At 61.9% G+C, this 19,667-nt stretch carries 15 protein-coding genes; 7 read left to right on the top strand and 8 right to left on the bottom strand.

Annotated features, from left to right (window positions below; genetic code table 11):
* Position 1: 1 nt before the first annotated feature.
* A complete protein-coding gene (gene aglG / locus B2G88_RS03445; protein WP_054862220.1) occupies positions 2-952 on the bottom strand; it encodes a glucosyl-dolichyl phosphate glucuronosyltransferase in 951 nt (316 codons plus the stop codon).
* A 175-nt stretch (positions 953-1,127) separates the two neighbouring features.
* On the opposite strand from aglG, the gene B2G88_RS03450 reads away from it, so the two are divergent.
* Together B2G88_RS03450 and B2G88_RS20040 are read left to right on the top strand one after the other, a co-directional pair.
* Complete coding sequence (locus tag B2G88_RS03450) at positions 1,128-4,055, top strand: oligosaccharyl transferase, archaeosortase A system-associated (protein WP_087713975.1); 2,928 nt, start codon at positions 1,128-1,130, stop codon at positions 4,053-4,055.
* 395 nt (positions 4,056-4,450) lie between these two features.
* Complete coding sequence (locus B2G88_RS20040; RefSeq protein ID WP_281253830.1) at positions 4,451-4,585, top strand: DUF7503 family protein; 135 nt, start codon at positions 4,451-4,453, stop codon at positions 4,583-4,585.
* A gap of 68 nt (positions 4,586-4,653) precedes the next feature.
* Here B2G88_RS20040 and B2G88_RS03455 read toward each other — a convergent pair whose 3' ends face one another.
* The 5 genes from B2G88_RS03455 to glpA form a co-directional block, all read right to left on the bottom strand.
* Positions 4,654-6,735: a hypothetical protein gene (locus B2G88_RS03455; protein ID WP_054862219.1), complete on the bottom strand. Its 2,082-nt coding sequence runs from the start codon at positions 6,733-6,735 to the stop codon at positions 4,654-4,656.
* 130 nt (positions 6,736-6,865) lie between these two features.
* Positions 6,866-8,017 (bottom strand): Cdc6/Cdc18 family protein, encoded by a 1,152-nt coding sequence (locus B2G88_RS03460; protein WP_087713976.1) that lies wholly within the window; start codon positions 8,015-8,017, stop codon positions 6,866-6,868.
* Positions 8,017-9,372, bottom strand: a complete 1,356-nt coding sequence (locus B2G88_RS03465) for an anaerobic glycerol-3-phosphate dehydrogenase subunit C (protein ID WP_054862218.1) — start codon at positions 9,370-9,372, stop codon at positions 8,017-8,019. The genes B2G88_RS03460 and B2G88_RS03465 overlap by 1 nt, the downstream gene beginning before the upstream one ends.
* A gap of 43 nt (positions 9,373-9,415) precedes the next feature.
* On the bottom strand, positions 9,416-10,804 hold the full coding sequence (gene glpB / locus B2G88_RS03470) for a glycerol-3-phosphate dehydrogenase subunit GlpB (protein ID WP_087713977.1): 1,389 nt from the start codon (positions 10,802-10,804) through the stop codon (positions 9,416-9,418).
* 1 nt (position 10,805) lies between these two features.
* Entirely contained in the window at positions 10,806-12,515 is a 1,710-nt protein-coding gene (gene glpA / locus B2G88_RS03475; RefSeq protein WP_087713978.1) for an anaerobic glycerol-3-phosphate dehydrogenase subunit GlpA, read from the bottom strand.
* Positions 12,516-12,805: 290 nt separating this feature from the next.
* Here glpA and glpK point away from each other — a divergent pair, with 290 nt between their 5' ends.
* The 3 genes from glpK to B2G88_RS03490 are packed head-to-tail and all read left to right on the top strand — an operon-like array spanning position 12,806 to position 16,167.
* Complete coding sequence (glpK, locus tag B2G88_RS03480; protein ID WP_087713979.1) at positions 12,806-14,347, top strand: glycerol kinase GlpK; 1,542 nt, start codon at positions 12,806-12,808, stop codon at positions 14,345-14,347.
* A gap of 2 nt (positions 14,348-14,349) precedes the next feature.
* On the top strand, positions 14,350-15,423 hold the full coding sequence (locus B2G88_RS03485; protein ID WP_087713980.1) for a hypothetical protein: 1,074 nt from the start codon (positions 14,350-14,352) through the stop codon (positions 15,421-15,423).
* A gap of 57 nt (positions 15,424-15,480) precedes the next feature.
* Positions 15,481-16,167 (top strand): HAD-IIB family hydrolase, encoded by a 687-nt coding sequence (locus tag B2G88_RS03490; RefSeq protein ID WP_087713981.1) that lies wholly within the window; start codon positions 15,481-15,483, stop codon positions 16,165-16,167.
* Between the two features lie 214 nt (positions 16,168-16,381).
* Here the strand turns inward: B2G88_RS03490 and B2G88_RS03495 are convergent, their stop codons facing one another.
* The gene (locus B2G88_RS03495; RefSeq protein ID WP_087713982.1) at positions 16,382-17,818 is read right to left on the bottom strand and encodes a heme o synthase; all 1,437 of its coding nucleotides are present in this window, start codon (positions 17,816-17,818) and stop codon (positions 16,382-16,384) included.
* Between the two features lie 105 nt (positions 17,819-17,923).
* On the bottom strand, positions 17,924-18,253 hold the full coding sequence (locus B2G88_RS03500) for a DUF7111 family protein (protein ID WP_054864127.1): 330 nt from the start codon (positions 18,251-18,253) through the stop codon (positions 17,924-17,926).
* 111 nt (positions 18,254-18,364) lie between these two features.
* Here B2G88_RS03500 and B2G88_RS03505 point away from each other — a divergent pair, with 111 nt between their 5' ends.
* The gene (locus B2G88_RS03505) at positions 18,365-19,327 is read left to right on the top strand and encodes a DUF3267 domain-containing protein (protein WP_087713983.1); all 963 of its coding nucleotides are present in this window, start codon (positions 18,365-18,367) and stop codon (positions 19,325-19,327) included.
* 46 nt (positions 19,328-19,373) lie between these two features.
* Complete coding sequence (locus B2G88_RS03510; protein WP_054863787.1) at positions 19,374-19,664, top strand: PadR family transcriptional regulator; 291 nt, start codon at positions 19,374-19,376, stop codon at positions 19,662-19,664.
* The last annotated feature ends 3 nt before the right edge of the window (positions 19,665-19,667 follow it).

Consider the following 19,667-nt stretch of genomic DNA (forward strand, 5'->3'; position numbering starts at 1 on the left):
CCTACGTCAAAGTCGATTCGGCACCAACGAGCGAATCATCTGATTGAATTAATCCGTAGAGATACCCGAATCCAACCGCCGCCGTAAACACGAAAATCGTCACCAGTTGCTTGGCTTTCGCACTCGAGGGCGCTCGAGCAAGTCCCAACAACCGTCTTGGAACAAACTCGAGCATGAGCTGCCCCAAATACTCGTTCTTATCACTCGACGCTTCGGGCAACAGCAAGTCCATGATCCGTTTCGAGTAGCCTTGCCAGAACGAGCGGCCGACGAGCCAGCGGAAGTCACCGCGGTAGTCGAACAGTTTGTGGTGGACAACGGCCTGCTTATTATAAATAACACCCTTGCCGTACTTGTTTGCGATCCGGATGCAGACGGGCGCTTCGTGGGCCTGAATGTGTCGGTCGCCTTTGCGGCCGGTGTTTTCGTCGTAGCCGCCGACATTCAGGAAGACGTCTCGCTGGTAGGAGATGTTCGAGCCGTACGTGTTTCGCAACTCCTCCATGTGCTCGCCGAAGCCACGTTCGTCACAGCCGACCAGCCAGTAGAACTCCGCGGGGAAGAAATCCGGCTTCTTGGTGACCCAGTCGGGTTTGACGTGGCCACCGACTGCGATTGCATCGGTCTCGTCGTACACGCGAGCCAGTTGCGCGATCCAGTCGTCTTCGGCGACGCCGTCGTCGTCGATGAATGCCACAACATCTCCGGTTGCGATCTCTGCCCCACGCGTTCGGCTGTAGGAGATCCCCTGATTCTCGTCGTTGCAGTGGAGGACAACGCTCTCACAGTCTCCGTACTCGTCGGTAACGCGTTCGAAGACCGGCTCGTTCCCGTCGACAACGATGACGACCTCGAGTGGATCGTAGGTTTGCTCGAGGACGCTATCGACGCACTCCGAGAAGACGTCGTAGCGTTCCATCGCGTAGGTGCAAATGACGACGGAGACCTTCATTGGGTAACGATTGCCGTGAACGGGGAATAAGCCTTTTCGTTCGGGTGTATTGAGGGGTTCACGAGGAGCCAGCGGCACAGATAGTCCGTGAAAATTACGGGTTCGGAAGCGATGAGAGAAAAACACCGCGAATAGATGACAAGGCTTATTCTTGACTTGGCACTGGTGCAAGCTAATGAGTACTGATACTGAAAACGTCGAAGAGAGCACGGAGACATCGGCTCTCGAGGCGTTGGATGAGTGGTATCATATCCCTGTTCTCGGGGCTGTGATGCTGTTTATGGTCTGGGTACGCACTCAGGCATACGAGAACGTCGCGATGGTCGACGGCAACCCGCGCTTGGGCGGAGTTGACTCGTGGTACCACTGGCGGACAGTCCAGTGGACGGCGGAGAATTATCCGTACACGATGCCGTATGATATCTGGACAAGTTTCCCAACGGGTCGGTACGTCGGGCAGTTCGGGACCCTGTTCGACCAGATTCTCGTCACCGCAGCGATGATCGTCGGTCTCGGCGATCCGACGACTGAAACGCTGTATACGGTGTCGTTGTACATGGTCCCGGTTCTCGCTGCACTGGTCGCGATTCCGGTCTTCTACATGGGTCGTCGTCTCGGTGGCACAATCGGCGGGGTCGTTTCAGTGTTGATTCTGGCGCTTCTTCCGGGTCGATTCCTCGTACAGTCGACGATTGGCCAGCTTCAGCACCACGTCGCCGAAGTGTTGTTCATGGCAATTGCCGTCCTCGCGATGATGGTTGCACTTCGCGCTGCAGAACGCGAACAGCCGGTGTATGAGTTACTGGTCGACAAAGACTGGGCCACGTTACGGAGCCCGACGCTCTACAGCGCGCTCGCGGGTGTCGCACTGACACTGTACATCTGGGTCTGGCCACCGGCGGTCGTCTTGGTCGGGATCCTCGCAGTCTTCTTTACGGTCCAGCTCTGTCTCGAGTACGTCCGGGGTCGCTCACCGGAACACACCGCATTCGTCGGAGCCGTCAGCCTTGGAACGGCGGCGCTGTTGACGGCGTTGCTGATCGAAGAGCCAGGTACGAGTGTCACCAGTTTCAGCTACATTCAACCACTGAGTGCGGCGCTCGTCGCGGGCGGCTGTGTGTTCATGGCGTGGTTCGCTCGCCAATGGAATCAGCACGGACTCGAGAGACGCTACTACCCGGGTGCGATTGCCGGCCTCATCGCTGCGACGTTCCTGGTGATGTGGCTGGTCCTTCCGGACCTATTCAGTACGCTCGTCGATAACGCGACACGCCGTGTTGTTCCGTTCGCTGATGCGGGAACCGATGCGACGATTCAGGAGGCCCAATCACCACCAAACTTCGCGACTCACGTCTTCAACGAGACAGGTGCAGCGTTCTTTACGATGCTTCTTGGCATCGGATTGCTCCTCGCTCGTCCCTTTTTCGACCGTGAGTATCGCACCGAGCACACGCTGGTCATCGTGTGGGCGCTATTCCTGACGAGTATGGCTGCAACGCAGGTTCGGTTTGCATACTATCTCGTGCTTCCGGTTGCAGTCATCAACGCCGCCTTCGTTGCCGACGTCATCCGCTTCTTCGATTTCGATCTCGAGAGCGGCGTCAACTCACTCAGAGAAATCGAGACCTACCAGGCAATTGTTGGCCTCATCATCGTAATCGTGCTGTTCGTCCCACTGTTGACTCCAATGGGCGCAGCGACTGCGATGGACCGCGGCGGTGTAACGGCGCCATCCGGCGACTCAATACTCTGGGAAGATTCGAACGATTGGCTTGCAGAGAACACACCCGAACAGGGTGACTGGGGTGGTGCAGATAATTCCAGTCAATTCGACCTCTATGGCACCTACGAGTACCCAGAGAACGAAAACTACGACTACCCTGTCGGTTCCTACGGCATCATGTCGTGGTGGGACTACGGCCACCTGATAACGACACAGGGTGAGCGAGCCCCGCACTCGAATCCCTTCCAGTCCGGTGCAACATCGTCCTCGGCGTTCCTGACCGCAGAGTCCGAAGAACGCGGCGAGTTGGTCCTCGATTCAATCGCGGCCGGTGAATCGCCCGGCGACGAGTCCGACGCGGAACTCGAGGCGATGGCCGAGAACGCCACCCACGAGGAGATGCGCTATGTGATGATCGATGACTCGATGGCCGGGGGCAAGTTCACAGCAATCGCACAGTGGACAGAACCTGAGTGGCAGGCGTACTTCGAGCAACAGAACGTGCTTGTCGGTGAGAACGAAATCGCGTCGTACGCAGGCAATGACCGCTATCAGGACACGATGGTCTCGTCGCTGTATCTCGAGGATGCAGACGGTCTCGAGCACTATCGACTCGTCCACGAGACAGCGCAGTTCTCCATCGTCGGTGCGGGTGTGGAGATAGATGAACGGTCGGGACAGGTGATACCACAGATGAGTACGGCGGATCGACTTCGGGCAGATTGGAATAGCTGGAACGATGTCGAGGAGTTAGCTGGCCAAGTCGAGATGGCGAATCAGACCAATCAGGCAATTCCGTTCGATGAGGATGGGACTTATTATCACAACGCCCAGATCACCTCGTCGCTGAAGACCTTCGAGCGCGTCGATGGCGCGACGTTCACCGGCGCTGTCGATGACGATGAACTGGCTGACGAAAACGCGACCGTCACTGCCGCTGTCGACCTCGAGACGGGGACAGATCGCCCGTTCACGTACACGCAGGAAGTCGACCTCGCCGATGACGGCACGTTCGAACTGACGGTGCCGTACGCGACGAACGAAGAGCGCGGCGTCGACGACGGCTACACGAACAGTAGCGTCGCGGCGGCCGACGACTACGAGATTACGGTCAGTACGACCGACGGTGACGAGACGCTGGTCTACTACGAGGGCCAGACCGACGTGCCCGAGTCTGCCGTCCTCGACGGTGAGCAACTCGAGGTCACACTCGAGGAGGTCGACGAACCGGAAGAAGCCGAGGAACCAGCAGAAGATGACGTCGATGCGGATGACGCGGATGAGGGAGACCTCGAGGATGTCGACGACGCAGAGATAGACGCGGAGACGAACGACGACGATCCGGAAGCAACGCTCGGGCCGGTTGGCGTGTCTTCCTAACGGGAACCTGGGCGAGCGGTACGTGAAGTCGGCGATTTTTGCGCGCGATGGCGCTGAATGCTGATTCGAGAGGTGTCTCGTTGAACCCTGTTTCTTTGAGAGATGTAGTGAGCAGTCCGCAGGTCACGCCCTGGAATCAGTGCGAACAAGTACGGGAGCGCCAGACCCGGTCCGAAATGTGAACAGTCAACACCCATATCCGAATTGAGTAGCGATAGCGCCGCTGCAAGCGCCCATGTTCTCCCGTTTGGAGTGGCAACCGAGTTTTTCGGTCGAAAAAGTGGGCACGCCACGCTCGAGTCTACCTATATTAGAGTCTGTGTACCAGCAATTTTAGCGCCCCATGTCTGTAATGATAAATTAAACTTATATCCATCGGAAACTGCCACTGGTGTATGGTTGACTCAGACAACATGCGCGACTACCTGGCCACGCACCCACGAATGATCGGCGTCCTGTTCACCATATTTGTCCTGCTCAGTCAGGCAGGAACGGTCGCCGGTGGCAGTACCTCACAGCTCGGACCCTGAGCAACACAGGAACCCCCAGACTCGAGAAGACGACTGCACCGCGATTTTTCAGCCGAGAAACCGAGACGCTACAGCGAGAGCCCCGGACCGATGCCGTCGTTCCAGTGTAACGCATCATCAGCAAGCACTGGGAACTCGGTCCAGGTGAGGTACTCCTGGACGGCCTGCGAATCAACCGTTGTTCGTGGCGTCGCTCCGGGTGTCAGGTGCCGGTCTTCGGCCGCCTCGAGCGTTGAGGCCGTTGTCGTCCCGAGTTTAAACTCCTTGGTTGAGTAGGAGGTCGCACCGAACTGGTAGGTTTCATCGTCGCGCTCGAGTTCGATGACCATCGGTGCGCCGCCGTCCGATTGGGCGATGTCCGTCGACCCGTCACCGACGATGAGATACTGGTCGCCGAGTCGGGAATGCTCGCGTGCAATCTCGAGTGCGCCACGAAGCGGGAAGCCTCGATTGAGCAGTCGGGCCATCGTCTCGCCGGCATCGACTGCCTCCTCGTTTGGGACGTCCGCATACGTACTGACGCCGCCGAACGCGCCGCGACGAGTCAGTGCAAGCCCCTGTTCGTAGGAGCGACAGGCGTTCAGGAAGAACACGCCGAGATCAACCGACTCGAGGGTTCGAACATCGAGGTCCCCGTCGGGACAGCGCAGACCGTCCTCCGTAGCGTGACCGATGTAGTGGAGGAAGTCATAGCCTCCGTCGGCAAGCAGCGATGCGAGTTGGTCCGTATCGACGCCGAACGCCGAGTCGATTTCGAACGGAAGCGCGTCACGATTGCCGTAGGTTTCATCGAGGAGGTCGTGTTCGGCGAGCATCCGGGCGTCGTTACACACGAGCAAGATCTCTATTGACTCGGTTCGCTCGTCGCGGGTGAGTTGATTCCGATAGGCTTCGAGCGTCGCTTTTGAGGCGTTCTGTGGGACGCCGTCGCTGAACCAGGCGTGTTCGACTGCCTCGTCAGTGACGTCGGGGACGATAACTGACGGGCCGAGTTCGGTCACCTCCGAGGCTGGCGTGCGGGAACTGCTCGCCGAGCGAACGATCTGGGACTGTGGCGTCGATTCAACTGGGGGTGCCGTCTCGACGTGTTGCCCGCTCGAGGTCCGGATAATCCCGAGTTCGTTGACGATGAACGGGACGATTTCTGCCGTTTCCGGCTCAGCGTCGACGTGTGCCGTCAGCGGCCAGCGTGGAACATGCGGTTCGAGCAGGTCGTATGGAACCTCGAGATAGCGCTCGAGGCGGACCGGAAGCGGAGCCGCGTAGGTGTCGGCGAGGTCGAACGGCAACTCGTCTGCGAGCACTGTCCGCTCGTGGAACTCGTACTGAAAGAGGCCGTCAGTGCGGGTGAGACAATCGAGCAGGAAACATCGCTTGAGCAGTCTGGCGACCGACTCCTCGAGGGAGTGCTCCTCCGCGAGGAAGTGTGTACACTGTGGCGTCTTGAGTGCGGGCTCTTCGCCAGGACGGAGTGTCGCGCCGAGGAAAAACGCGAGCGGCGCAGCCTGATAGATCGCTTCGTATGTGGGCGGGATGATGAGTTCGATGTCGCTCGCTGGCTCGGTAATCGAGTCGGGAATCTCGAGTGTCTCGCCGAGTTCGATCAGCGGGGGATGCCCCCGGAGTGTCGGCCACGTTCGCTCTGGGGAGGTGGTTTTCAGGGCGGACGGAAGCGTCGAAATTGCCTGCATCACCGATTCGGGATTCGGTGACGTGGTGATCGTCCCCGCTGGCCGGTCGTGTGTCGAGCGAGCGCCAAGTATGACTGTCGCGGGTTCGTCGAACGTCAATCGAATCGACGTGAGTCCGCTCTCGAGTGTTGCACTCGCCTCGATGCGACAGTAGATCCTGATCGGGCCACTCAGTCCGATAAACTGCGGTCGATCCTCGAGGGGTACCGTTTCGCCCACGTCGACGGTTGCCTCGGTTTGGCCGTCCGGCCCGTGAAGCGTTGCTGAGTACGCCTGATTGAACTCGAGTGTTGCTGTGCGAAAGCGACAGGCTCGATCAACCGGAAAACAGAAGCCATCGACGTCGACATCGGTGACCGACGAGTGCTCGTCGGTCCGCACGTGGAGTCGCCGCTGCTCGATTGAATCGTAAATCTCGAGTCCGGTCGGCGACGTCGTCTGCGCAAACTCAATTGTCATGCTCGTCAGTCAATATGGGAGATAACCCGTTCCACGACCAAAAAGCAACCTATCATTTCGGTCCCTGACTCGTCAGCCGACCGGATAACAGACCGTCTGACTGTCCAGCACTCTGTGGATGACCCACAACTCACTCGAGTTTCGTCTGACTCATCGCCCGAAACGGAATCGTCGGAATCCGTGGCTCGAGCGTACTCGGTCGACGGCCGCTTCCAGTACTCGGTAACGCGACGCGCTCGAGGACGCCCCGGTCGGCAAGTTCGTACAGCAGCCGCGTCACTGTGCTCTCGGTCAGTGCGGACTGCTCGGCAATCGCAGTCGCAAGTTCGCGAACCGGTTGGTCGGCTGCATCAATCGAAATGAGGTGTGACAAAACCTGTTGGCGCGTTTCAGAGAGCGCAAGTCCTCGGTCGAGGTGGACGCCATCCTCGTGGACGGCCTCCCAGGCCTGCTCGAGATGTGGCTGTTCGATTCGAGTTGCACCGTCCTCGGTCGCGAGGACGACCGCACTGAACAGCGCTGCAAGCGCGTCGTGTGCGTTCCCGTCCGCTCGGTCCGCCAGCGTCCGAATTAACTCGTGCTCGAGTGCACCCGGTGCGAGCCCAGTCGATGTGCGGTCTGTGATGACATCGACGAGTTCGTGATGGCGGTAGGCCGGCACTGAGACGGTCTGCCCGCCCCACTCTGCCGGGGGTTCCTGTCCCACCGCAACGAGAGACACAGCATCCGAAACTGGCTCGAGCAGCGTCGTAACGCGGCCGTAGGACAGGGTTTCGGGTTCGTCGTGGTGATCCAGTGCGATGACAGCCTGTCGGTCATGGCGCTCGAGACGGTCGCCGAGTCGTGTGCACAGTTCGTCCGTTCCGATGCCGCTCGTGGGGACCGACTCCGAAGAAATCGCTGCAAGGAGCGTTCGGTACAGCGCAAACGGACTGTCAACGCGGCGAGCATCGATGGTGACGAACCACGTAATCGGCCTCGAGCGGGAGCGAGTCGTCGTTCCGATTGCCCGATCCGCCTCGCCAAAGCGCTTGTTCATCACCTCGAACAGGGCGCTCACGAGTGCTGACGTTCCCGCACCAGCCGGCCCGGCAACAGCGACGGGGTCTGGCAACTGCTCGTCGAAGACTGGCTCGAGTGCATCGAGCAGGTCTTCGAAGACCGGCCCGCGCCCAATCGGCTCTGATCGGTGGACGGTTGGGCTGAGCTGATCGCGGTCGACAACGATTTCCCGTGTCTGATGGGCAGACTGACGCCGAGCGATGCGATCCTGCAGATTCATCAGTCAGCACTCGAGGGCGACTGAGACGGCTCTGACTCGAGGAGTGCTGCTGCGAGCACCTCGAGCGTGTGCGTGATTTCGTAGCCGGTTCCGTGTCCCATCTGCATCGAGCAGGTCGGACACTCGGTCAGGCCCTGCTCTGCGTCGGCGTGCTCCATGTGTTCGAACATCTCTTCCCCGATCTTCATTGAGGTTTCGTAGTTCTCCTCCTTCCAGCCGTAGGTACCCGAGATACCGGAACAGGAGTCGCCCACGTCGTGTGCCTCGACGCCGTCGATTAACGCGAGAAGTTCGACCGTCTGTCCATCCAGCCCCTGATTGCGCGCGTGACACGGCGCGTGGTAGGCAAAGTCTTCGAACCGCTCGTCGTCGACTGACGCGTCCGCGAGCGCCGCCTCGAGGTCTTCGTGAACCCGGAGATATTCGACGGCATCCCAGGTGTTCGACGCGACGTCCTCGGTGCCCTCGAAGTCGAACAGTTCGGGGTACTCCTGGCGAATCGACATCGAACAGGAACTACAGGAGGCGACGATGTCCGCGCCGTCCTCGAGCGCAGCGGCGAGTTCGGAGACGTTGGTTTCCGTGGCTCTGCGGGCGTCCTCGAGCATGCCGTTTGCGAACATCGGCGTGCCCGAACAGGACTGGTCGGGGACCATGACCTCGTAGCCGAAGTGCTCGTAGACGCGTACGAGGGCTTTGGCGACTTCGGGGGTGTTGTAGTTGGCGTAGCAGCCGTGGAAGTAGGCGATGCGTTTGTCTGGATTGTCTATCTTTGCACCGCCCCGCTTCGTCCACCACTCGCGGAACGTCTCCGTGGCGAACTCGGGGAGGTCCCGCTCGCTCGTGATTCCCATGACTTTCTCGCCGAGCCAACTCGTCACGGAGAGGCCGGTCACGAAGTTCGCCGTTCGCGGGAACATCGCACCCAGCGGCGCGAGCGTCCGGTAGTTCGCGAGCATCCGATTGCGCCAGTACTCGCGGGAGAATTTGCTCATGTTCTGCTCGACGTACTCCGCTCGCGCCGTGTTGTGCATCTGCGACAGCGGCACCTCGGAGGGACAGGCGCTATCACAGCGCATGCAGTTCGAGCACTTCATCACTGAGTCGTCGATATCCTGATCCTCCTGGCGTTTGAGTCGCCACTGCTCGGGTCCCTGGAACTTCGGGCCGGGGAACTCGTCGTCGACCTCGGCGACGGGACAGTTCGTATCGCAGGTCGAGCACTTGTAACAGTTGTCCGCCCCCGGCCGGAGGTCCATCTCCTCGGCCTCGGGGAACACCTGTATCGGCTCGAACTCGTCGTCGCTGTCTGTACCCGGTCCGTGATCGTCCGTCGGTTGTTCTGCATCACTCATCGAATCACCTGACTCGTCGGCAGTCGCCGTCGCTGCTGTGTACTCATTCGCCCACCTCTTCGCCAGCCCGCTTGCCGGCGACGTAGCCCGTCGCGAGCGAAACGCCCGCGCCCGATTTCTCCGCCGCAAAGTCGTAGCCGCCCAGCACCGCACCGGCCGCCCGCAGATTCACAAACTCGAGCGTCCCGTCCGCTGCGAGCGGCCGAAGCTCTCGATCCGACTCGAGGCCAAAGCGGGCGAACGGCTGCTCGCCGAAGGCGTCGTCGACGAACCAGTCGTAGCGATCCTCGGCATGGGGGACGTGACAGTCGAAAATCGGCTCGAACACGACGCCGGTCGCGTCGTTTTCAGCACTGCCCGCTCGCTCCGAGCGAACGCCTTTCCCGACGAGCCCGCCCGTCGCGAGGACGTACTGGTCGGCGCGGTGGGGGATTTCCGTCCCGTTGCGGTCGACGATGACGCGGTCGATCCGCTCGCCGTCACCTGGCGTCTCGCGGTCGCTGCCACCGTCGGCGGCGACCTCGTCGGCCGTTGCCGTCTCCGACGCGGCCACGGTCTCGGAGTCGTAGTCCACGACCGGGACGCCCGAGGTGACGCGAACGCCAGCATCCTCGAGTGCGTCGTAGAGCAGGTCCTCGAGTCGCATCCCCGGCAAACTGGGTGGTCCCATCGGGACCTCGAACACGTCAACGCCGAGTGCGTCCGCGAGGGACTCGCGTACCTCGTCCGCGTGGTCGTCGCCCAGTATCGCGGGGAAGCCAACGCGGGATTCGTCCTCGAGGTGGGCGTCGACGAGTGAGACGAGCGCCTCGCGTGCGCCGGTAGTGGTCGTGCCCATCGTGATCGACTCGTTTCGCTCGAGCAGGTGGGCATACCGCGTCACCTTCGCGTCGTCGCGCTCGATGCCGGGGAACGCGAGCGTGACGCCGCGGGTATCGAAGGGGACGCCCGCGGCCTCGAGATGCGCTGCCGCGAGCGGGGCGTCGAAGTCCGGCAGGGTTTCGAAGCCGACGAGCAGCGTGTCGCGGTCGTCGCTCGCGAGTCCGGCGGCGGTCGCGGCCGGATAGCGGGCGGTCGGTTTGACCGTTCCGCCATGGGTCGGCACGAGCGCGTTCGTCTCGGTGTGGTCGCCCGCGTAGGCGTCGCCCGTAATCTCGTCGAACAACGCCAGCGCATCGCGGACGGCGTCGGTGCCGACGCGCTGGTAGGGGTGACTGTCGGGCAGGTCCTCGAGTGCGTCGAACGGATCAGCAAGCGGCCCCGTTCCATCCGGCGTGTAGCCGAGCACGTCGATCAACCCACTGGCGCTGCGCAGCGTGCTCTGTTTGTACGTGACCAGGCGAACTCGATCAGTGTGCTCGGCGGCCGAAAGCGCGGCCATCGAGCCGGCAATCCCGCCGCCGATCACGAGCACGTCGTCTTCGATTGCCATCTCAGGCACCTCCGTCGAAGGCCGCGTACTCGAGTGCGTCCTCGCTCGGCTGTGCGTCCCTGTTTGGCTGTGCGTCCCCCGGTCGGCCCGCGGGATCGCGATCTCGGTTCATCGTCGTCGCGTGGAGGGCGTAGTTGAGCATCGCCTGAGAGAGTTGCTGGCCCCACAGGGCGTGGCGTTCGCCCTTCCAGCGCTCCTGGAATAGTTCGTTGAGGGCGGCTCGAGTCGTCTCCTCGTCGTAGGTAGGATGGAGTTCGTTCGCCATGTTCTGACAGCAAAAGCCGCCCTGACAGTTGCCCATCGAGGCGCGGGTGCGGATCCGAACCGCGTTCAGGTCCGAGCCAGACTGGGCGATTGCATCCTGAATCTCTGCGCGGGTGACGCCCTCACACTGACAGATGACGGGATTCGGCTCGTCGGTCTCGAGGACAGCCTGTGAGCGACTGCCCAGACGCTGTTTGCTCCGGCGGGCGACGGGCGAGCGCAGGCCGAAGTCGTCCATCGCATCCTCGAGTCGCGCGAGGTTTTCGCTGCCGGGCAGTGACTCCTCGGCGGTGGCACACGACGCGCGGACGCCGAGTTTCGCACAGACGTGATCGGCGATTTCCTCGCCCATCGCGCGGTAGGTCGTGAACTTCCCGCCGACGATGCTCGCCATGCCCGAAACGCCGTCGCGGTCGTCGTGATCCAGCAGGAAGAAATCGCGCGTAATGTCGGTCGGGTCGGTCGTACCGGTCCCCGGCGGTTCGTACAGCGGGCGCACGCCCCAAAACGACCGGATCGTCCGGGCGTCCTCGAGAATCGGGACGAGTTCGGAGAGCGTGTCGATCATCTGATCGACCTCCCAGCGCTCCTCGGGGTAGTCGTCGGGGTCGGCAACTTCCTCGTCCGTGGTTCCCAAAATCGCGGTCGTCTCGTGGGGCACGATGATGTCGGCGTCGCCTTTCGGCCGGCAGCGGTTGATGACGGTGTCGACCTGCCGGACGTTCATGATCGTCATGACGCCCTTCGAGGGTCGAACCTCGATCTCGAGGTCGGCCATCGCGCCGATCTGACCGGCCCACGCGCCGCTCGCGTTGACGACGTACTCGGCGGTGATCTCCTCGGTCGTGCCAGGCGTCGCGTGCGTCCGCTTGCCGGGGCCGGACTCGTGGCGCACCTCGACGCCGTAGATGTCGTCGCCCTCGCGCAGGAGGTCGATGACCTCCGCGTGGGTCTCGATGCGCGCGCCGTGGGCCTCCGCGTCGAGTGCGTTCGCGACGCAGAGGCGGAACGGATCAATTGCGCCGTCAGGCACTTCGATTGCCCGTTTGGTATCCGTCGCGAGATAAGGTTCGACCTCGCGGGCCTCGCGTCCCGAAAGCACGCGCGCCGGAATGTCGCAGTCGCGACACCCCTCGAGTTTTTCCTCGAAGTACGCGTCCGGATCCTCCGGGCGCTGGACGAACAGGCCACTGGTTTCCTCGACGCAGTGGCCCGCAATATCGCGCAGAATCTGGTTTTCCTCGATACACTCCGTCGCGCTGGCCTGGTCGGAAACCGCGTACCGACCGCCGCTGTGGAGGAGTCCGTGCATTCGGCCGGTCGTTCCGTCCGTTAGATTGCCTCGTTCGACGAGGGTGACCTCGAGGCCGCGCATTGCCAGATCTCTGGCGATGCCACAGCCGGTCGAGCCGCCGCCGATAACGAGGACGTCGGTGTCCCGTGCCATCCCTTCACTCTCACTACCGTCGCGGCACCTCTTTATTTTATTGGTGCACCCCATAACGACCATAACAATCACAAACAGTAGTGAGTAGAGCAGAAATTCTCGAGTGACAGAACGACCTAACTGGTCGTCAATGTAGACCGTATTCGGCGCTTAAACGTCGTATCTGGGTGAGTAACGTGCGAAATGATACCGCACGTCTTCCACAGCAAATTTTATACTGATTGTCCGTTTTGTTTACTAACGCCACGCAATTAGCAGTAAAGATAATGCGTGATCGCAGGGAGACACTCATGACAGCAAACACGTACGTCGGCGCAATTGATCAGGGAACGACCGGCACACGATTCATCATCTTCGACCACAGCGGATCGGTCGTCGCGAACGCCTACGAAAAGCACGAACAGTACTACCCGGAACCCGGCTGGGTCGAACACGACGCGATGGAAATCTGGGAGAATACCAAAACCGTCACGACGCAGGCACTCGGGCAGGCCGGCATCAGCCCCGAGCAACTCGAGGCCATCGGCGTGACCAACCAGCGCGAGACGACGGTGCTGTGGGACGCAGATACCGGGAAGCCAGTGCATAACGCCATCGTCTGGCAGGACCGACGGACCACCGAACGCGTCGAAGAACTCGAGGAGGAAGGCAAAGTCGAGGACATCCGGGCAAAAACCGGCCTCGAGGCCGACGCCTACTTCGCGGCGACGAAAGCCGAGTGGCTCCTCGAAGAGGGCGATCCGATCAAGATGGAGCGATCTCGCCCGTCGGACGTTCGCGACCGGGCCGAAGAGGGCGACGTGCTCTTTGGCACCATCGATAGCTGGCTGATCTACAACCTCACCGGCGAGCACATCACCGAGGTCACGAACGCCTCGCGGACAATGTTGTACAACATCCACGACCTCGAGTGGGACGACGAGTTACTCGAGGAGTTCTCGATTCCCAAGAAGATGTTGCCCGAGGTTCGCCCCTCGAGCGACGAAGAGACCTACGGAAAGACCGATCCGGAGGGCTTCCTCGAGGCCGAAATTCCGGTCGCAGGCGCACTGGGCGACCAGCAGGCGGCGCTGTTCGGCCAGACCTGTTTCGACGCCGGCGACGCAAAGAACACCTACGGGACCGGCTCCTTCTTCCTGATGAACACCGGCAACGAGGCCGTCACCTCCGATCACGGCCTGCTGACGACCATCGGCTTCCAGCGCTCCGGTGATGACGTCCAGTACGCACTCGAGGGCTCGATCTTCGTCACCGGCGCAGCCATCGAGTGGCTCGAGGACGTCGACCTGATCGATGACCCCACCGAGACCGCAGAACTCGCTCGCAGCGTCGACTCGACGGACGGCGTCTACGTCGTGCCCGCCTTCACCGGCCTCGGCGCGCCTCATTGGGACCAGCGCGCACGCGGCACTATCGTTGGCATGACGCGTGGCACCCGCAAGGAGCACATCGTCCGGGCAACACTCGAGTCGATTGCCTACCAGACGCGCGACGTCGCCGAGGCGATGGAAGCCGATTCGGGCATCGAAATGTCCTCGCTGAAAGTCGACGGCGGCGCAGTCAAGAACAACTTCCTCTGTCAGTTGCAGTCTGACATCATCGGCTCGGAGATTGTCCGCCCCGTCGTCGACGAGACGACCGCGCTCGGGTCGGCCTACGCTGCTGGACTCGCCGTTGGCTACTGGGACGACCTCGAGGAACTGCGGGACAACTGGCGCGTCGACCGCGAGTTCGAGCCGTCAATGGCGCGGTCCGTTGCGGATCGACGGTACGGTCGCTGGAACGACGCCGTCGACCGGTCGCGTGATTGGGCGCGTGACGGCGAGGAGTAACCATGTTCGGCCCACTCTTTCAGATTCCGATCATTGGGATGGAACTCGAGGCGTTTGCAGTCCTGTTGATCGCAGCCCTTGCGGGCGGCGCGTTCGGGGCAGCCCTCGGTGCACTCCCCTCGTTCGTCTTTACGGGCTTCGTCGTCTTCCTCGGCGAGGGACTCGCCGTTCTCGAAGGGGAGTTCGACGCAGTCGATGCGGTCACAGCAGGCGATATTGCGACAGGTATCACCGATACGATTGGCTTCGGTGCAGTGACGGGGCCACATATCGCCTTTGCTGGCGGTGTGGCCGCGACAGCCTACGCCGGACGGAAGTATCCCGAGATGGAGCCTACTGACTGGGATTACCACTTCGGAAAAGACATTCTGTACGCCTTCGGGACGAAGCCCGACATCCTCGCGGTCGGCGCGATCTTCGGTGCAGTCGGAATGCTCGTCACTCGCGTAATGGACGGGGCCGGAGTCCCCACCGATAACATCGCGCTATCGGTTGTCGCGACGGCCTTTCTGGCCCGAATCGTATTCGATTACCCGCTTGTAGGCACGGTCGGTGGTTCGAACCTTCTCGATATGTCGCCGTTCGAACGCGAGGAAAAACGCGTCGCAGCCGACGGTGGTACCAAGACGAATCGGTTAGCAACTGAGCCGTGGTTGCCCCACCAGTACAAGTGGGGCGGCGTCACCGCCATCGGACTCGTTGGTGGCGTCCTCGGCGGATTCATCTGGCTCGAGACGGGGAGTATCTTCCTCGGCTACGCGATTTCAGCGATGAGTCTGCTGTTTCTCAACCTCGGCGTTGAGAAAATTCCCGTCACGCACCACATCACGCTGCTGGGATCGACGGGAGCAGTGATTGCAGCATCGCTCGTTGGAAGCGACCCGATTGTGTTGGTCGTCGCCGGACTCTTCGGCGCAATCAGCGCACTCATCGGCGAACTCTCCCAGCGAGTGTTCTACTCGCACTCGGGGACTCACGTCGACCCGCCAGCGATGGCGATTGCGGCGTTCATGCTGCTCATCGGCGTGGCCTATCTCCTTGGAGTGCTCCCCAACGCGGGCTACCTCGCGCTGTAGGCACTGCCCCACGCTCGAACCGACTCTTTTAGGTCGCCCACCCCTCGAGTGACGGCTATGACCGCAGATCCACCGCTCGTCCTCGACATCGACGGCACGCTGACCCGCCCCGACGGCTGGGGTATCGACCCGCGCATTTTCGACCCGATTCGCGAGTGGGACGCCCCCGTCGTCATCGCCACCGGGAAAGCATTCCCCTACCCCGTTGCGCTCTGTCACTTCGCCGGCGTGCCGGAACTCGTCGTCGCCGAAAACGGCGGCGTCGTCTACACCGGCGACGACGTCTTCTTCACCGCCGACCGCGACGCCGCCCAGGCCGTTGCCGAAGCGTACCGTGCCGCTGGCTACGAGTTGGGCTGGGGCGAGGAAGATACCGTCAACCGCTGGCGCGAGACCGAAATCGCGATCAACTTAGAACAGCCCATCGACCCCCTCCGAGAGATCGCCGCCGACTACGGCCTCGAGGTGATCGACACCGGCTACGCCTATCACGTCAAAGACGCTGACCCGAACAAGGGTGACGGACTCGCAGTCATCGCCGATCACGTCGGCTTCGACCTTGCAGACTGCGTCGCTGTCGGTGACTCGATCAACGATGTCTCGACGTTCGAGACTGCCGGCCGGAGTTTCGCCGTCTCGAACGCCGATTCAGACGCGAAAGCGGCCGCCGACGAGGTGCTCGAGGAGCCACACGCTGATGGAACCCTGTCGGTCCTCGAGCGCGTCCAAGGAACTCACGCGTAATTGCTGTGACCCAACACGTTCTTGCAAAATGACATCAAATGGCGTGTATGGAGATCATCGAAAATACACTCGAGATAGTAACAACTGCAACGAGTGACACACTGCTCGCACAGCTGTCGTGCGATCAGGTGCGCAGTGACGTGCAGTGGTTACTGTCATTCATCTAACCATTAGAGAGAGCCCACGCTCGAGACGACGCGGGTAGCTTCCGACGCTACAGAACGAGTGCGTCGACGAGGACGGCAACGAGCACGGCACCGAGGAAGGCGTTCGAGGCGTGGAACGAGCGGAACGCCGCGGCCTCAGTTTGCTCGAAGTGAAGGACGACGGCAGTCCAGAGGAAAATGCCGCCGAAGATGGCGACCGTTGCGGCATAGAGTGCACCGAGGTCGGTCAGCCAGGCGAGTGCGACCGTCGAGGCGAGTGTTGCGGCGAGGTAGTAGATGATGTGCTTTCGCGTCTCGGTTTCGCCACGGACGACGGGCATCATCGGGAAGCCGCCACGAGCGTAGTCGTCCTTGTAGGCAAGCGCGAGGTTGTAAAAGTGCGCTGGCGTCCAGAGGAAGATGACACCGGCGAGTGCGAGTGCTGGCATGCCGATTTCGTTCGTCACCGCAGCCCAGCCGATCAGTGCTGGCAGCGCGCCTGCAAATCCACCGAGGACGGTGTTTTGGACGGTATTCGGCTTTAACAAGAGCGTGTAGACGACGCTGTAAAACAGGATCGCGGCGAGTCCGAGAGCGGCCGCAAGCATGTTGATTGTCGCGAATGCGCCGAGCGAGGCAACCGTCAGCAGGCCACCGAACGCGAGCGCGTGCGAGACAGGGATCAGATCGTTCGCCAGCGGTCGGTCCGCCGTTCGAGACATTTTCTGGTCGACGTCGCGCTCGAGGACGTGATTGAACGTTCCGCTCGCGCCGATTGCGAGGACGCCGCCGCCGAGCGTCGCAACAATGGTGTAGCGATCAAGCGCAGGGCCAGCAGCCAGTGCCATCCCCGCGGCGGCGACGAGACAAAGCAGCCACATCAGCCGTGGCTTCATCATCTTGAAATAGGCAAAGGCGGTGAGTCGCGCTCGAGCGAATCCACTCGAGGGGAGCGTTCGGCCGCCCGCTGGGTCGGCGTCCGAGGCGGGTGATTCGATTGGCTCGGGTTCGCCGCGCATGTCGATCTGATCGTCCTCGCTCCCGGTTGTGAGTTCGAGGTCCCAGGCGAGCGCAAGGACGATGCCGGCGAAGATGGCGACGCCAAGGCCGAGATGCAAGCCGGGTGTGATGGCCGCGGGGCCAGAGACCGCGGTCGCTGCGCCGACACCGATCTGGATGATATAGAGCGCACTCGAGGCGAGCAGTGTTCGACGCACGCGACTCGAGGCGTCACCGAGAGCGGCGACGACGGCGGTTGCGGCGACGAGCAGGCCAACGACGACGGCGGTGAGGCGGTGGCCCCAGGCGATTGCGAGTTCCGTCTGACTCAGTGGGTCAGTTGGCGTGTGGCAAATCGGCCACGTCGAGCAGGCCGACGCGGCGTTCGTAATCGAGGTCGTCGCCCCGACGATCAACAGGAGATAGACGCCGAGGGCGGTCGCTGCCAGTAGTGCAGCAAAGCGCCGGTGAGTCCGGATCGGCCGGGGGAACGGATCAGTTGCCACGGCTAGTCTTGTCTGGAAGGTTCGACTCTGCGTATTTATGATTCCCGCTTTTGACCCCCTGTCGGGAACACTGTCTCGAGGCGTCGTTGAGTCGTCGCTGAATCGTCACATTCCCATGTCCGCAGCGGCCTCCGGCACCGGCAGGTCGTGCGCGGACACTCCAAGCAGTTCCGCGGCGTGATCGAGCGCCATATCGAAGCCGTAGTAGCGCTCGAGTTCGTCGCCCTCGGCGGTTGGACGCACTTTCAGCATGGCGTAGCCCTCGATATTCTGGGCGATTGCTGCCGTGGAACCGGCGTTGGCTGTCGTCGAATCGCCGGTTGCTGCGAACTCGAGGACGCGTTCGGACTCGGTTTCGTTGTAGGCCGCCGTAATGCCCTCCTGTGTCGCGGTTCGCTCGTCCGCAGAGGATGTCTCGGTATCCGTATCGGTCATACGCATGTTCGGGAGTCCAGTACCGGGAAGGTGTCGGTTTCGGACGATCATCGATCATCAGTGTGAGCGGAGACCGACACCGATTTTGTATCCCCGCCGGGACTGGCTGTCGTGTGTCGGACGGCCTCGGACCCAGCGGACGACGGTGGTGCGGATCAGCCCGGAAGCGACGCCACCGAACCGGTCGCGACGGTTCGACTCACGCGCCGTGTCGCCTGGCAGTGGCTCGCCGGTGCAACGGCTGCGTTTTTCGTCTCCGCGTATGTCTTCGCTGCCGTACAGGCGATGGTTCAGGGCCGCCCCCTCGAGCCATTCGTTATCGCGGCCACCCCGACTGGCATCAATCGCGTGCTCGTCATCTCGCTGGTGTTGGTCGCACTGGTCGTCGTCCTCCACGAGTTGCTCCACGGCGTCTGCATGGCCGTCTACGGCGGGGAGACGGCGTACGGGGTCGGCGTCTCCTATTTCGTCCTGCCCTATGCCTATGCGGAGACCGACGCGAGTTTCACGCGCACGCAGTTGCTTGTCACCCTGCTCGCGCCGCTGGTCGTCATCACGGTCGGTGGCCTGCTCGCGCTGGCCGTCGTCCCCTCGAGCATCCTGATTATTCCGCTCGCCGCGAACGTCGCCGGCTCCGTCGGCGACCTCTGGATGGCTGGCACGCTGTTGCAGTATCCCGCGAACGTTCGCGTGAGCGACCCGCCGGGTGACGTGCAAGGGCTGTCGATCTACCCGCCCGCCGACGGGTCAGCTAGCGACTCGAGCACCGACGCAATCGACCAACGCCGCGGCTCGGTCGTTCTCGCTCGCGTCGTCACCGGCGCAGTCGGGACGCTCGCCGGCCTCATCGCTCTCGGCATCGTCGCCGTACTCGGCTCGCTCGCCGTCGGCTCCGGCGACGTGATCGTCGGCGCGTCCGAGGGGCGCTGGCTGCTCTTTCTCCACGAACGCCACGGCTCGAGCGCCTCACTCGAGGTCGGTGCGCCACTTGCGCTTGCACTCGCAACGGCTGGTGGCCTCGCGTGGGCGCTCGTCGGCACCGTCCGAGAACAACTCTCGACAACCGAACCGTAACGCTCGAACCGTAACGCTCGAGCGGATGCCCGCTCGAGAGACCCGTATGACCAAGTGGCTCCAGAGCGGGCGGCGACGAGACATCTGCTTCCTGCTCGTCGCGAGCGAGGACGGCGAACTGCGTAGCCAACAGTTGAAATCGAAACTCGAGGCCCACTACGACGGGCATATCGAACCGAAATCGTTCTACGGAACGCTCTCGGCGCTCGAGGACGCCGGGTTCGTCGAAAAGCGAACTGCAGGATTGCACGACGTCTACGCACTCACCGATGGCGGCCAACGGCGTGTTCGGGAGCACTACGAGTGGGTCAGCGACTGTCTCGACGCTGACGGCTGATTT

The organism is Natronolimnobius baerhuensis (assembly GCF_002177135.1).
Lineage (GTDB): Archaea > Halobacteriota > Halobacteria > Halobacteriales > Natrialbaceae > Natronolimnobius > Natronolimnobius baerhuensis.

Excerpts from the sequence above, each read along its gene's own strand:
- B2G88_RS03490 (WP_087713981.1), top strand. The coding sequence starts at position 15,481 with ATGACCGCAGATCCACCGCTCGTCCTCGACATCGACGGCACGCTGACC.
- glpA (WP_087713978.1), bottom strand. The coding sequence starts at position 12,515 with ATGGCACGGGACACCGACGTCCTCGTTATCGGCGGCGGCTCGACCGGC.
- B2G88_RS03510 (WP_054863787.1), top strand. The coding sequence starts at position 19,374 with ATGACCAAGTGGCTCCAGAGCGGGCGGCGACGAGACATCTGCTTCCTG.
- glpB (WP_087713977.1), bottom strand. The coding sequence starts at position 10,804 with ATGGCAATCGAAGACGACGTGCTCGTGATCGGCGGCGGGATTGCCGGC.
- B2G88_RS20040 (WP_281253830.1), top strand. The coding sequence starts at position 4,451 with ATGGTTGACTCAGACAACATGCGCGACTACCTGGCCACGCACCCACGA.
- B2G88_RS03465 (WP_054862218.1), bottom strand. The coding sequence starts at position 9,372 with ATGAGTGATGCAGAACAACCGACGGACGATCACGGACCGGGTACAGAC.
- glpK (WP_087713979.1), top strand. The coding sequence starts at position 12,806 with ATGACAGCAAACACGTACGTCGGCGCAATTGATCAGGGAACGACCGGC.
- aglG (WP_054862220.1), bottom strand. The coding sequence starts at position 952 with ATGAAGGTCTCCGTCGTCATTTGCACCTACGCGATGGAACGCTACGAC.
- B2G88_RS03455 (WP_054862219.1), bottom strand. The coding sequence starts at position 6,735 with ATGACAATTGAGTTTGCGCAGACGACGTCGCCGACCGGACTCGAGATT.
- B2G88_RS03460 (WP_087713976.1), bottom strand. The coding sequence starts at position 8,017 with ATGAATCTGCAGGATCGCATCGCTCGGCGTCAGTCTGCCCATCAGACA.
- B2G88_RS03500 (WP_054864127.1), bottom strand. The coding sequence starts at position 18,253 with ATGACCGATACGGATACCGAGACATCCTCTGCGGACGAGCGAACCGCG.
- B2G88_RS03450 (WP_087713975.1), top strand. The coding sequence starts at position 1,128 with ATGAGTACTGATACTGAAAACGTCGAAGAGAGCACGGAGACATCGGCT.
- B2G88_RS03485 (WP_087713980.1), top strand. The coding sequence starts at position 14,350 with ATGTTCGGCCCACTCTTTCAGATTCCGATCATTGGGATGGAACTCGAG.